This is a genomic window from Tepidiforma bonchosmolovskayae (genome assembly GCF_008838325.1).
Lineage (GTDB): Bacteria > Chloroflexota > Dehalococcoidia > Tepidiformales > Tepidiformaceae > Tepidiforma > Tepidiforma bonchosmolovskayae.
The window spans coordinates 1647968-1660449 of record NZ_CP042829.1 but is presented as its reverse complement, the minus strand read 5'-3'; the positions used below and the strand labels follow the sequence as shown (position 1 = coordinate 1660449).

The 12482-nt window shown below is 68.4% G+C and carries 13 protein-coding genes; 7 read left to right on the top strand and 6 right to left on the bottom strand.

What is annotated here, in order from left to right:
- Positions 1 to 2: 2 nt before the first annotated feature.
- Positions 3 to 1700: an ABC transporter substrate-binding protein gene (locus Tbon_RS08320; RefSeq protein WP_192497846.1), complete on the bottom strand. Its 1698-nt coding sequence runs from the start codon at positions 1698 to 1700 to the stop codon at positions 3 to 5.
- Between the two features lie 386 nt (positions 1701 to 2086).
- On the opposite strand from Tbon_RS08320, the gene Tbon_RS08315 reads away from it, so the two are divergent.
- On the top strand, positions 2087 to 2740 hold the full coding sequence (locus Tbon_RS08315) for a TetR/AcrR family transcriptional regulator (RefSeq protein ID WP_192497845.1): 654 nt from the start codon (positions 2087 to 2089) through the stop codon (positions 2738 to 2740).
- Here Tbon_RS08315 and Tbon_RS08310 read toward each other — a convergent pair whose 3' ends face one another.
- From Tbon_RS08310 to Tbon_RS08300, 3 genes are read right to left on the bottom strand one after another with little or no spacing between them, the layout of a single operon-like run.
- Positions 2741 to 3175 (bottom strand): hypothetical protein, encoded by a 435-nt coding sequence (locus Tbon_RS08310; protein WP_158067260.1) that lies wholly within the window; start codon positions 3173 to 3175, stop codon positions 2741 to 2743. It lies immediately after the preceding gene.
- Between the two features lie 44 nt (positions 3176 to 3219).
- Complete coding sequence (locus tag Tbon_RS08305; protein WP_158067259.1) at positions 3220 to 4476, bottom strand: MFS transporter; 1257 nt, start codon at positions 4474 to 4476, stop codon at positions 3220 to 3222.
- Entirely contained in the window at positions 4473 to 5021 is a 549-nt protein-coding gene (locus Tbon_RS08300; RefSeq protein WP_192497844.1) for a CvpA family protein, read from the bottom strand. The genes Tbon_RS08305 and Tbon_RS08300 overlap by 4 nt, the downstream gene beginning before the upstream one ends.
- Positions 5022 to 5094: 73 nt before the next feature.
- Here Tbon_RS08300 and Tbon_RS08295 point away from each other — a divergent pair, with 73 nt between their 5' ends.
- Complete coding sequence (locus Tbon_RS08295) at positions 5095 to 5283, top strand: methytransferase partner Trm112 (protein WP_158067257.1); 189 nt, start codon at positions 5095 to 5097, stop codon at positions 5281 to 5283.
- Complete coding sequence (locus tag Tbon_RS08290) at positions 5273 to 5557, top strand: hypothetical protein (RefSeq protein WP_158067256.1); 285 nt, start codon at positions 5273 to 5275, stop codon at positions 5555 to 5557. The genes Tbon_RS08295 and Tbon_RS08290 overlap by 11 nt, the downstream gene beginning before the upstream one ends.
- A gap of 94 nt (positions 5558 to 5651) precedes the next feature.
- Here Tbon_RS08290 and Tbon_RS08285 read toward each other — a convergent pair whose 3' ends face one another.
- Positions 5652 to 6143: an Hsp20/alpha crystallin family protein gene (locus tag Tbon_RS08285; protein ID WP_158067255.1), complete on the bottom strand. Its 492-nt coding sequence runs from the start codon at positions 6141 to 6143 to the stop codon at positions 5652 to 5654.
- 140 nt (positions 6144 to 6283) lie between these two features.
- On the opposite strand from Tbon_RS08285, the gene Tbon_RS08280 reads away from it, so the two are divergent.
- The 3 genes from Tbon_RS08280 to Tbon_RS08270 all read left to right on the top strand — a co-directional run bounded on the left by Tbon_RS08280 (position 6284) and on the right by Tbon_RS08270 (position 10289).
- On the top strand, positions 6284 to 7297 hold the full coding sequence (locus Tbon_RS08280; protein WP_158067254.1) for a DnaJ C-terminal domain-containing protein: 1014 nt from the start codon (positions 6284 to 6286) through the stop codon (positions 7295 to 7297).
- A gap of 16 nt (positions 7298 to 7313) precedes the next feature.
- Positions 7314 to 7694 carry a heat shock protein transcriptional repressor HspR gene (locus Tbon_RS08275; protein WP_225734581.1) on the top strand — a complete coding sequence of 127 codons (381 nt, stop codon included), beginning with the start codon at positions 7314 to 7316 and terminating at the stop codon, positions 7692 to 7694.
- Positions 7695 to 7796: 102 nt separating this feature from the next.
- Positions 7797 to 10289, top strand: a complete 2493-nt coding sequence (locus tag Tbon_RS08270) for an ATP-dependent Clp protease ATP-binding subunit (RefSeq protein WP_158068273.1) — start codon at positions 7797 to 7799, stop codon at positions 10287 to 10289.
- 91 nt (positions 10290 to 10380) lie between these two features.
- On the opposite strand, the gene Tbon_RS08265 is transcribed toward Tbon_RS08270, so the two are convergent.
- Positions 10381 to 11115: a hypothetical protein gene (locus tag Tbon_RS08265; RefSeq protein ID WP_158067253.1), complete on the bottom strand. Its 735-nt coding sequence runs from the start codon at positions 11113 to 11115 to the stop codon at positions 10381 to 10383.
- A gap of 191 nt (positions 11116 to 11306) precedes the next feature.
- On the opposite strand from Tbon_RS08265, the gene Tbon_RS08260 reads away from it, so the two are divergent.
- Positions 11307 to 12476, top strand: a complete 1170-nt coding sequence (locus Tbon_RS08260; RefSeq protein WP_158067252.1) for a serine hydrolase domain-containing protein — start codon at positions 11307 to 11309, stop codon at positions 12474 to 12476.
- Positions 12477 to 12482 lie beyond the last annotated feature (6 nt).

Sequence of the window (12482 nt, the reverse complement as noted above, 5' to 3'; positions counted from 1 at the left end):
CTCTACTTGTCGATCCAGATTTTCCCGTTGAAGAGGCCGTAGCTGCCGCGGCCGACGACCCGGCCTTTGACGTAGCTCCAGGTGGCGCTGTTCGAGATGGCGATGAAGGTTGGGATGAAGGGTGCGCCCCGTTCCCAGGCCTTGCGCTGGATGTCCTGGACGGCGGCCTTGCGCTGGGCGTCGTCGAGGATGGTCTTCTGTTTCTTGACGAGCTCGTCCATCTCGTCGTTGCTGTAGCCGGCCCAGTTGGGGCGGCCGCCGATCTGCTTCGCGTAGCCGCCGATGTAGGAGCTGGGGTCGTCGTAGGCGAGGCTGGCGTACACCATGAAGCCGTCGTACTGGGAGCCGTAGAGGGACTGCTGGAGCCAGCGGCCGAGGTCTTCGCCGACGAGCTTGATTTTGAGGCCGAGGTTCTTTTCGAGCTGGGAGCGGATGATCTGGGCGAACTGCTGGTTGCGGTCGCCGGGGGTGATGTACTTGAGCTCGTACTCTTTGGCGGTATTGAAAGCGGTTGCGGCGAGGAGCTTCTTCGCCTCGGCGGGGTCGTGCTTGCCCCAGGTGGCCATGAGGTCGGCCTCGGGGAGTGCTTCGCCGAAGGCCGGGGGCACGGGGCCGCTGATCTTGCCCTCGCCGAAGTTCATGAGGTTGATGAGCTCCTTGCGGTCGATGGCCATGGAGATGGCCTGGATGACGCGGGGGTCGGCCCACTGGCCATCGCCGCGGGGGAGGACGGTCCAGACGGAGCGGGAGTCCTCGGCGTCGATGACGATTTTGTCGCCGTGCTTTTTCACGAGGTCTTCGCGCTCAAGCTTGTTGTTAAGGGCAACGGTGTGGATTTCTTCGGCGGAGAAGGCGGCGAGGGCGGCAGCCTGCTCCTGGATGAGGCGGTACTCCTGGGCTGCGAGGTAGGGCTCACCGGGGACGCGCCACTTTTCGAAGCGCTTGAGCTTGAAGTTGGCGCCGTTCTCGTGGCTGACAAACTCGAATCGGCCGCTGCCGATGAGGTCCTTATCCATGAAGGAGGGGTCCTTGGCGATCTCCTCGGGGAGGATGGAGGAGCCGATGGGGCTGCCGCCGTTGGTGGAGGAGAAGGTCCAGGCGTCGACCTGCTTCAGGGTGAAGTTGATGGTGGAGTCGTCGACGGCGACGACGTTATCGAGGACCTGGGTCCACCAGGAGGAGTTGGAGATGCGGGTTTGCTGGCGGGCGGCCATGTAGGAGGCGGCGACGTCCTGGGCTTTGACGCGGCGGCCGTTGACAGGGGGTTTGTTGTGGAAGTAGGCCTCGCCGATTTTGACCGTGAAGTGGAGCGGATCCGGCTGCTCGATGCTGGTGGCGAGGAAGTTTTCGCGGATGCCGGTATCGAGCGGGGTGTACCAGAGGTGGTCGAAGATGGTGAAGCCCCAGAGGAGGCCGCTATCGAGGCCGCCGTAGGGGTTGATGGTGGCGAAGATGGCGCCCTGGCGGAGCCTGTAGGTGCCGCCCTTCTTGACGACCTCGCCCGGGGTCGTGGGCGTGGGCTGGGTCGGGGTGCCGGGGCGGACGCCGGCGGGTGTCGGCGTCGGTTTGCCGGCGCCGGAATCGTCATCGTCCCCGCAGCCGGCGAGGATCCATGCGCTGGCGCCGAGGCCAGCGGCGGCGGTGCCGCCGAGGAAGCTGCGGCGGCGGAGTTTCCTGGTCCAGTAGTTGTCGCGGTGCATGGTGTCCCTTCCCCCCGGGTGCGTGGCGCCGGCTGCGTCGGCCGGCATAGATGCGTGCCTTGTACTGCCCTTCATAGGCGCCGTCAATATCGCCTATTTGCCAACGGTACGTGTTTGGGGGTGAGCGGGATTGCGGTCCGCTCGCCCGCCGGGGGTGGTTCGGGGTGTTCCGGGGGGTGTGCAGGCGCCCCTACAAAGCCTGCACACCGCACCCGGGCCCGCTTCGGACCACGCGCCCAACCCGACAGCAAAGATTAGACGCGTGTGTTTATCCGAAGGCGTGCAATCTATCGCGGGGGTGGTAGAGTTGTCAATGGCCGCCGTGCAACAATGCGGGTGACGCCGGGGACGCGATGGGCGACGAGTTTGGATTGCGAGGATACCGGGTGCAAGACCCGGCGCGAGCGGAGGCCCGCCGGCGGGAGATCATGCGGGCGATGGCGGAGGTGGTGCTGGAGAAGGGGCTGCCGGATGCGACGCTCGAGGATGTGGCGGCGAAGCTGGGCACGAGCCGGGCAGTGATCTACTACCAGTTCCGGAGCAAGGAAGACCTCTGGGTGGAGGTGGCGGTGGAGGCGGTGCGCACGGCCGAGCGGCGGCTGCGGGCGATCATCGAGCGTGCGCCGGGGCCGGAGGCGGCGCTGTTCAACGCGCTGCGGGACCTGCTGATCATGGGCGAGCACCACACGATCGTGCGGGCGAGCTATGTCGGGGGGCGCTCGCGGAACCTTTCGCCGGAGGGGCGGGAACGGGTGCGGGAGGCGGACCGGGACTACGAGCACGCGCTGATGGACGTGGTGACGTGGGGCATCAACGAGGGGGTGTTCATTCCGCGTGACGCGCGGCTGGTGGCCTACACGCTGATGTTCGCGACGAACAACAACTTCAGCTGGCGGCGCCCGGGCGGGCCGCTGACGTTCGAGTATATCCTTGCGGAGCTGCCGCCGATGCTGCTGAACAGCGTGCTGGCGGAGCCGCGGGTGTTCGAACCGCACGGGCCGCATCCGCTGCCGCCGGTCATCGAGCTGGGGGAGCTGTAGTCAGCGGCCGCGGGTCGCTTCTTCGAAGAGGAGGAGGCGGCTGCGGACGGCATCCTGGAGGCGGTCGAACTCGTCGCGGCCGAGGGCGAGGGCGGTTTCGCGGGCGGAGAGGCGCTCCAGGCGGGCGTACTGGAGGTCGGACATGGCGGGCTCGGCCTCCCAGGCGCGCCAGTTGGAGCCGCGCACCTTCAGCCAGTCGTCGAGCAGGGGTTGCAGGCCCTGGAGGGCTTCGACGTAGCGGGCGCGGGCGTTGCGGGCGCCTTCGAGGACCTGCGGGTCGGACGGGCTGGCGAAGGCGGCATCGATCGCGGCGAGGAGGTCGCGCATGAGGGGAATGAGGAGGGCGGCGGTGCTCTCGAAGTACTCGAGTTCGCGGTCGTAGGCGTCGAGGAGGGCGTCGATTTCGCGGGCGATGGCGTCGGCGGCCGGGTCCACGCCTGCAGTATGGCAGAGCGGCGCGGGGCGTGCGGCAAGGACGGTCACCCGGCGGCGGCCTGCGAGGTGACGGCTTCGCCGCGGACTTCGGGCTCGATCCGGTAGCGGCGGAGGCCGGGCAGCCGTGCTGCGACGAACGCGACGACCGCGAGCGTGCCGGCGCCGCCGGAGACGACGGCGAATGTGGCGCTGGTGAGGCCGGCGACGAGGCCCGATTCGACTGCACCGAGCTGGTTGGAGGCGCCGATGAAGAGCATGTTGACGCTGGAGACGCGGCCGCGGAGTTCATCCGGGGTTGCGAGCTGGATGATGGTCTGGCGGAGGACGACGGAGACCTGGTCGGCCATGCCGATGCAGGCGTAGACCGCCACGGAGAGGTAGAAGTTGCGGGAGAGGCCGAACACGATCGTTCCGAGGCCGAAGAGAGCGACGGCGACGAGGAGGGCCCGGCCGGCCTGGCGGACGGGGGGCAGGATGATGAGCAGGAGCGACATGAGGAGGGCGCCGGCTTCGAGGGAGGCGGAGAGGATGCCGTAGCCGAGGCCGCCGACCTGGAGGATGTCGGTTGCGTAGATGGGAAGGAGCGCCTGGGCACCGCCGAAGATGACGGCGAACATGTCGAGGGTCATGGCGCCGATGAGCGGCTGGCGGCGGAAGACGAACTCCAGCCCTTCGCGGATGGCGGCGAGGGAGACGGCCCGGCGCGGGCCCTGGACGGGGCGGGGCCGGAGGAGGGCGGTGATGCCGACGGCGGCGAGGACGAGGGCAGCGTGGACGGCGTACGCTGCGCCGACGCCCGAAACGGCAATGCAGAGGCCGGCCGCGGCGGGGCCGGTCACGAAGCCGAGCGACTGGATGGTGGAGCTGACGACGATAGCGTTTGGGAAGGCCTCCGGGGTGACCACCTGGGGGAGGAGCGCCTGGCGGGCCGGGGCTTCGAACGAGGCCGCGACAGCGACCGCCAGGACAAGGGCGTAGATGAGCGGCGAGGTGACCGCATCGCCGGCGGTGGCGGCGAAGAGGGCGGCCGAGGCGAGGGCGGGGACAACCAGGGTGACCATCACGATGACTTTGCGGTTGCGGGCATCGGCGACGGCGCCGCCGACGAGGGTGAGGCCAAGGGAGGGGAGGAACCGGGCGAGACCGATAAACGCCAGCTGGTAGGCGGAGCCGGTGAGCTGGTAGACGTGGTAGAGGATGGTGGCGTTGAGCATCGTCATGGCGACGGCGCTCACGAGGCGGGCGGCGGCGTAGGCGGCGAAGTTCGGCTGCCGGAGGGCAGCGAGGGGGTCGTGGCTCACCGGGCGGGCGTCGGCGCGGCGCCGGGGCCATCGATGCTGTCGGCGGCGTTGCGGAAGAGCTCGACGCCGGTTTCGAAGGTCTTCGGGAGGAAGGCCAGGGTGAGCGGCGCTGCGTCGAGGAGGGCTTTGGCGGCGCGGGAGCTATCGATTTCGCTGCGGACGTCGGGGCTCGGGTAGCGGACGAGGACGATGAGGATGGCCTGGATGACGAGGGCGGCTTTGAGGAAGCCGAAGGCGGCGCCGGCGAGGCGGTCGAGCGCGCCGAGGTTGAGCATCTCGGCGGTGCGCTTGAGGAGGTGGGCGAGGACGTTTCCGCCGATGATGACGCCGGCCAGGATGGAGAGGAAGGAGATGACCGCGGAGAGATCCTCGTTATCGAAGATGGGATTGACCTTCGGGAACATGCGGGAGTAGAGGGCGCCGGCGATTGGGATGGCGAGGATGACGGAGACGAGGACGACGAGTTCGCGGATGAACCCGCTGGCGTAGGCGCGCCAGGTGGAGAAGGCGAGAACGGCGAGGATGAGCAGGTCGAGCCAGTTCACCGCGGGTATGGTGGCGGACGGCGGGCGAATACGCCAAGGCGCGAACGGGCAGGCCGCGGTAGGATGGGTGGCGATGGAACCGGTTCTACTGGAGATCCTGTGCTGTCCCCTGTGCAAGGGGGAGCTCGAACTGCGCGACGCCGAGGAGCGGGAGGGGGAGATCGTGGCGGGGGTGCTGGTGTGCAGGGCGTGTGGCGAGCGCTACCCGATTGAGGACGGCATTCCGAACATGCTTCCGCCGGACCAGCGGCATGGCGGCTGAGGAACCGGCCGGCCTGCCGGGCGAACCGGCGGAGGCGCACGGACACGGCGACCTGCCGCTGCTGACGCTGGCTCCGGCGCCGCTGCTGTGGCGGGGGGCCGCGCTGGCGGGGCTGGCGGCGGCGCTGGGGGCTGCCGGAGTGCGGGCGGTGCGGGCCTCGCTGCTGCTCCTGCCGGCGGGGCTTGTGCTGGGCGCCGGGGCGGTGCTGGCGGCATGGGCCGCGGCGATCCACATCACGGGCGGCGAGCGGTTCGACGACGGCGGCTGCGACTGACCTGGCGCGGGCAGGCTCCCGCGCGGGAGAAACAGCAGCGGCCCCGGTCAGGTGACCGGGGCCGCTGTGCTGGTTCCCCTCGAATGACTGGCGGTCAGCTGTTGGAGACCGTCTGCCCTTCGACGACGCCCTGCGGGGTGATCTTGATCGAGCGAGCGCGGGCTTCGGGCTTCTTCGGCAGCACCAGGCGGAGCATGCCGTGCTCGAAGGAAGCGGAGGCCTTCTCGGCGTCGACGGTGGGCGGGAGACGGAGCTGCCGCTGGAAGCTGCCGTAGCGGATCTCGCGGCGGAGGTAGTTCTCCTCGTTGGCCTCTTCCTTGTGGCTGAACTCGCCCTTGATGGTAAGGACGTCGTCTTCGACGGAGATGTCGACGTCCTTGGGGTCGACGCCGGGGATGGCGGCCTTGATGACGAAGCTATCGGGCTGCTCGATCACGTCGAGGGCGAGGGTGATGGGGCCGAGGTCTTCACTGCCGTTGCGGAAGGCCGGGAAGCGGCCGAAGGACTGCTCGAAGAGGCGGTCCATGAGGTTCCGCATGGCGGTGATTTCCGCGGCGGGGTCCCAGCGAGTGAGTGCGTTAGCCATCGGTGCACCTCCCTGGCTGTGGTGGTTTCGGCCTCATTGTGGCGAGGGCGCGAGGTGTTGTCAAGAGGTCTGATAACGGCGTTGTAAGAATTTTGGCAAAGAGGTTGCGCAGGACGCCGGGGCCGGGGTATGCTACGGGCATGGCAAAGGACTTCTACGAGGTGCTTGGCGTCAGCCGGACGGCCAGCGAGAAGGAGATCAAGGCGGCCTACCGGAAGCTCGCCCGCAAGTACCACCCGGACGTGAACCCGGGCGACAAGGCGGCCGAGGCGCGCTTCAAGGAGATCAACCAGGCGTACGAGGTCCTTTCCGACCCGGAGAAGCGGAAGAAGTACGACCGCTGGGGCGACCAGTGGGAGCTGGCGGACCAGTTCGAGGCGGCGGGGGCGCGGCCGGGCGGGGGGAACCCCTTCGCCCGCGGCGGGAGCCCGTTCGGCCGCGAGAACGGCGGCGGCGACCCGTTCGGGGACTTCGGCTCGATTTTCGAGACGCTGTTCCGGCGGGAGCGCGGGGGGCCGCGCGGGATGGGCGGCAGCCGCCGCGGCCAGGATGTCGAGACACCGGTGGAGATCACCCTCGAAGAGGCGTTCCACGGGACGACCCGGACGCTGAATCTGCAGACGCCGGACGTGTGCCGGACCTGCGGCGGCACCGGCGAGATCGCGGGTGCGCTCTGCCACGCCTGCGAGGGCATGGGCACGACGATGAAGGTGCGGCGGCTGGAGGTGCGGATTCCGCCGGGCGTGAAGACGGGGTCGCGGGTGCGGATTGCCGGCGAGGGCCGGCCCGGCATCGGCAATGGCGCGCCGGGCGACCTCTACCTGCTGGTGACCGTGCTGCCGCATGCGCGCTTCGAACGGAAGGGCGACGACCTGGTGACCGAGGTCGACGTGCCGGTGGTCGATGCGGTGCTCGGCGGCGAAGTGATGGTCCAGACGATCGACGGCCGGGTGGCGCTGCGCATCCCGGAGCTGACGCAGAACGGGCGGCAGTTCCGCCTTTCGGGGAAAGGGATGCCGGTGCTCGGGCAGGCGGGCAAACGGGGCGACCTGTACGTGAAGGTGCGGGTCCTGCTGCCGGACCACCTGACGGCCGAGGAGCGGAAGCACTGGGAGGCGCTCCGCGAGCTGCGCGGGGCAGCGGCCCGGCACTGAGGAAAGGAGGTGACGGATGGCGCAGTACGACGACATGGACGGCCGGAATGCCCCGCTGGATGTCGATGACGACGAGCCGATGTACGTCATCTCCATTGCCGCGCGGCTGGTGGGCATGCACCAGCAGACGCTGCGGTACTACGAGAAGGTGGGGCTCATCCGTCCGAAGCGGACGGGAGGGAACATCCGCATGTACTCGAATGCCGACATCCAGCGGATCAGGACGGCGCAGCGGCTCATCGATGAGCTGGGCGTCAACCTGGCGGGGGTCGACATCATCCTGCGGATGAACGAGCAGATCCGGCGGCTGCAGGCGGAACTGGAGGCGACGCGGGCGGAGCTGAACCGCCTCCGGGCGACGCGGCTGCCGGCACCGTACCAGGGCGGCGGCGCGTAATCCGCTGCCGCAGGTCATGGCGGGCGTGGGACCAGGGAACACGAACGAGCGGCGCCCCAAACCCCTGGACATTCGAGCGAGTCACAGGAGTAGCGAACGATGATGCGACAGGACAGATTCACGGAGCAGGCGCAGGAGGTGCTGGCGGCCTCGCAGGAGCTGGTGCGGCAGAAGCGGAACAGCCAGTGGTCGGTGCCGCATGTGCTGTGGGCGCTGGTGAACCACAAGGGCGGGCTTGCCGAGCAGGTGCTGCTGAAGCTGAACGTCGACATGCGCCGGCTGAAGGAGCGGGTGGCGAAGGCGGTCGATCAGCTGCCGACGCTGGCGTACGATGTGGTGCAGATTTACACCACGCCGGAAGTGGTGCGGATGCTGGAGGTAGCGAACGCCGAAGCCGAGCGGCTGAAGGATGAGTACGTCGGCGTTGAGCACCTGCTGATTGCGATTGCGGACAACGAAGAGAGCGGCGCGACGCGGCTGCTGGCGGAATTCGGCGTCACGAAGGAAGGCATCTACCGGGCGCTGCAGGAGATCCGGGGGAAGCAGCGGGTGACCAGCCAGACGGCGGAGAGCCGGTACCAGTCGCTGGAGAAGTACTCGGTGGACCTGACGGAGCTGGCGCGGCAGGGGAAGCTCGACCCGGTGATTGGACGCGAGGCGGAGATTCGCCGGGTGATGCAGATTTTGAACCGCCGGACGAAGAACAACCCGGTGCTCATCGGCGAGGCGGGCGTCGGCAAGACGGCGATCGTCGAGGGGCTGGCGCAGAAGATTGTGGCGGGCGATGTGCCGGAGAACCTGCAGGGGAAGCGGCTGCTTTCGCTGGACATGGGCGCGCTGGTGGCCGGTTCGAAGTTCCGCGGGGAGTTCGAAGAGCGGCTGAAGGCCGTGATGGATGAGGTGAAGCAGGCCGAGGGGCAGGTCATCCTGTTCATCGACGAGCTGCACACCGTGATGGGCGCGGGCGGCGCCGAGGGCGCCATCGATGCTTCGAACCTGATGAAGCCGGCGCTCGCGCGGGGTGAGCTGCACGTCATCGGCGCGACGACGCTGGACGAGTACCGGGAACGGATCGAGAAGGACCCGGCCCTGGAGCGGCGGTTCGCGCCGGTGTTCGTGGAGGAGCCGAGCATCGAGGATACGATTGCGATCCTGAAGGGGCTCCGGCCGAAGTACGAGGCGCATCACAAGGTGGAGATTACCGACGATGCGATCGAGGCGGCGGCGAAGCTCTCGGCGCGGTACCTCACGGAGCGGAAGCTGCCGGACAAGGCGATCGACCTGATCGACGAGGCGGCGAGCAAGCACGTGATCGAGGCGCAATCGCTGCCCGATAACCTGCGGCGGCTGCAGGAGGAGCTGGAGGAGCTGGCGCTGGAGACCGAGGCGGCGGTCCAGCGGGAGGACTACGAGGCTGCGGCGCGGATCAAGCAGCGGATCCTGCAGCTGCAGGACGAGTACCAGCGGCAGAAAGCGGCCTGGGAGCGGGAGCACCCGGAGGTGGACCGCCGGGTTACGGCGGAGGATATCGCGAGGCTGATTTCGGACATCACGGGCATCCCGGTCTCGAAGCTGGGGGAGACGGAGCAGGAGAAGCTGCTGCACCTGGAGGAGCACCTGCACCAGCGGGTCATCGGGCAGGACCGCGCGATCAAGGCGGTTGCCGACGCGATCCGCAGGGCGCGTGCCGGGCTGAAGGACCCGAAGCGGCCGATCGGCTCGTTCATCTTCCTCGGGCCCACAGGCGTCGGGAAGACGGAGCTGGCGAAGGCGCTGGCCGAGTACCTGTTCGACAGCGAAGACGCGATGGTCCGGATCGACATGTCCGAGTACCAGGAGCGGCACTCTGTGAGCCGGCTGATCGGCGCCCCGCCGGGGTATGTGGGGTACGAGGAAGGCGGCGCGCTGACGGAGGCAGTCCGGAGGCGGCCGTACCGGGTGATCCTGTTCGACGAGATCGAGAAGGCGCACCCGGACGTCTTCAACACGCTGCTGCAGGTGCTCGATGACGGGCGGCTGACGGACGGCCAGGGCCGGACGGTGGACTTCCGGAACACGGTCATCATTATGACGAGCAACCTGGGCACGAGCGCCCAGGAGCGGGCGACGTTCGGGTTCACGGTGCGGACGGACGGGATGACCGAGCAGGAGATCCTGCAGGGCTCGGTGGAGAAGGCGCTGCGGGAGCACTTCCGGCCGGAGTTCCTGAACCGGATCGACGAGATTATCGTGTTCGAGCCGCTGACCCAGGAGCAGCTGACGCAGATTGTGGACCTGCTGGCGAACGAAGTCCGCAAGCGGCTGGCGGAGCGGAAGATCGACTTCGAGCTGACGCCGGCGGCGAAGGCGGAGCTGGTGCGCGAGGGGTACGACCCGGTCTACGGCGCACGGCCGCTGCGGCGGACGGTCCAGCGCCGGATCGAGAACGAGCTGGCGCGCCGGATCCTTGCCGGCGAGTTCCGCGAAGGCCAGAAGGTCGTGGTCGACTTTGCCGACGGCGAGTTCCGGTTCTCGGCGGTGGACGCGGCGCCGGCGGGTGCCGGGAGCGGCCGTGACGGAGACATCGTCGAGGGCGAGGTCATCGAAGCGGTCTGAACGCTGCGCCGGAGGGGGCGCGGTGCCGGGCGGGGTCTCCCGGGTGCGGGAGGCCCCGCCTTTTCTTTGCGTTCGGGCCGGCTGTTACGGACTACTGGACCGGGTAGGGCGGCTCGAAGAGCTTGCTGTCGACCTTGCCGGAGTAGTCGGTGAGCGTGAAGGAGATCCCGGTCGACTTTTCTTCCAGGACGGTCATGACCTTTTCCTTCTTCGCGATGCAGAGGGTCGCCTCGGTGGTGCCGTCACCGGTCTTCCAGCAGGAGGAATCGAGACCGGCGACTTTGCGGTCGTCGACCTTTTTGTAGCTCAGGCTGCCGCCGTCCTTTTCGAGGTCATCGAGGCGGCCGCGGAGGTCGAGGCCGGTCAGCGAGGGGTCGGGCGCCTGGCGCTGGCAGATGCCGGTCTGGCCGATCTTGAAGCAGGTGAAGGTGTCTTTCTCGGTGTTGATGATGATGAACTCGCCTTCGGCAGATTTGAGGGCGACGCGGCTGTTCTTGCCATCCTGCGCGATGGTCATGGTGCCCTTCATTCCGGGCTGCGCGAGTTCATAGGTGGCGGTGAAGGTGGCCTTTGCGGCGTCGGCGGCGAGCTTCTTGAGGTCGTCGGGGATGCCACCGGAGGAGCCCGACGTGCCGGTGGGGGAGGCCGAGCCGGCGCGGGTCGCGGCGGGCGAGGCGGCCGGCGAACCGGCGGTTTCGGTCGCGGAGCCGGAGGACCCGCCGGAACCGGTGCCGCTGCCGGAGTCGGAGTCGTCGCCGCTGCAGGCTGCCAGGAGCATGCCGGCCGCAAGACCTGCAGCGACCAGGAGGATGAAGCGCCTGTACATGTTCTTGTTCCTGCCGGGCGGCGTAGATTGCTCTGCGCGAGCCGCCGGGGAGATTGTCGCGCGCCCCGCGTAATGCGAAAGTTGGCGATGTGCAAACTTTCCGTTTCGTGCGGTGCGCCGGCGGGGCGGGAGTTTCGAAGCGCGTTCGCGCGGCGTAGAGTGCACGGCAGGGACTACCGCTGGAGACCGGGATGAACGATGAATTGAACGAGAAGGTCCATGCGCTGCTGCTCGACCAGATTGCGCGGGGCACGCAGCTGGGGACGCAGGTCTGCGCGTACCTTGGCGGGGAGAAGATTGTGGATACGTGGGCCGGCCAGATGGGCCCGAACGACCCGCGGCCGGTGGGCCCGGACACGCTCTTCAGCAGCTTTTCGACGACGAAGGGCGTGGCGGCGACGGCGCTCCACATCCTCGCGGACCGGGGGATCATCGAGTACGAGCAGCCGGTGGCGCGCTACTGGGAGGAGTTCGGCCAGAAGGGGAAGGCGCGGGTGACGGTGGCGCAGGCGATGAGCCACCACGCGGGGCTGCACGCGATGCCGATGGACCCCGCGGCGGCGCCGCTGCTGGAGTGGGAGAACGGGCTTCGGTACATCGCGGAAGGGGAACCGGCGTGGGAGCCGGGCACGGAGACGGGCTACCACGCGATTACGTTCAGCTGGATTGCGGGCGGGATTATCCAGTACGCGGACGGGCGGCACATCCAGCAGGTGCTGGAGGAGGAGATTGTGCGGCCGCTTGGGCTCGAGGGAGAGATGTACATCGGCATCCCGGAGGGCGTGGAGGAGCGGCTGGCGACGCTCCAGACAGCGCAGGAGCAGGCTGCCCGGGAGGGCCAGCAGGCGCAGACGCGGGCGGCGATGTTCCAGCTTCCGCCGGACCATGATTTCTTCAAGGCGATGCCGCCAAACCTCGGCTGGAACTTTAACGACATGCGGGTCCGGCGGGCGTGTCTGCCGGCGGCGAACGGGCATTTCACGGCGCGGGCGCTGGCGAAGATGTATGCGGCGCTGGCGAACGGCGGCGTGGTGGACGGCGTGCGGCTGGTTTCGAAGGAGCGGATCGGGCTGATGAGCGCGATCCAGACGGAGGCGCCGGACCGGGTGCTGGTGATGCCGATGGTGAAGAGCATCGGCTTCTTCAACGGGGGCGTGCTGATGGGCCAGCACGGTGCGATGGGGCCGCGGAAGGCAGCGTTCGGGCACCCGGGCGCCGGCGGCTCGATTGCGTTTGCGGACCCGGAGGTTGGGCTGGCTGTTGCGGTGACGATCAACAAGATGCAGACGACGCTGCAGGCCGAGGGGCCGACCTTCGAGATCTGCGAGCTGATCCGCACGGAGCTGGGCCTCAACCGCTGAGGGGCG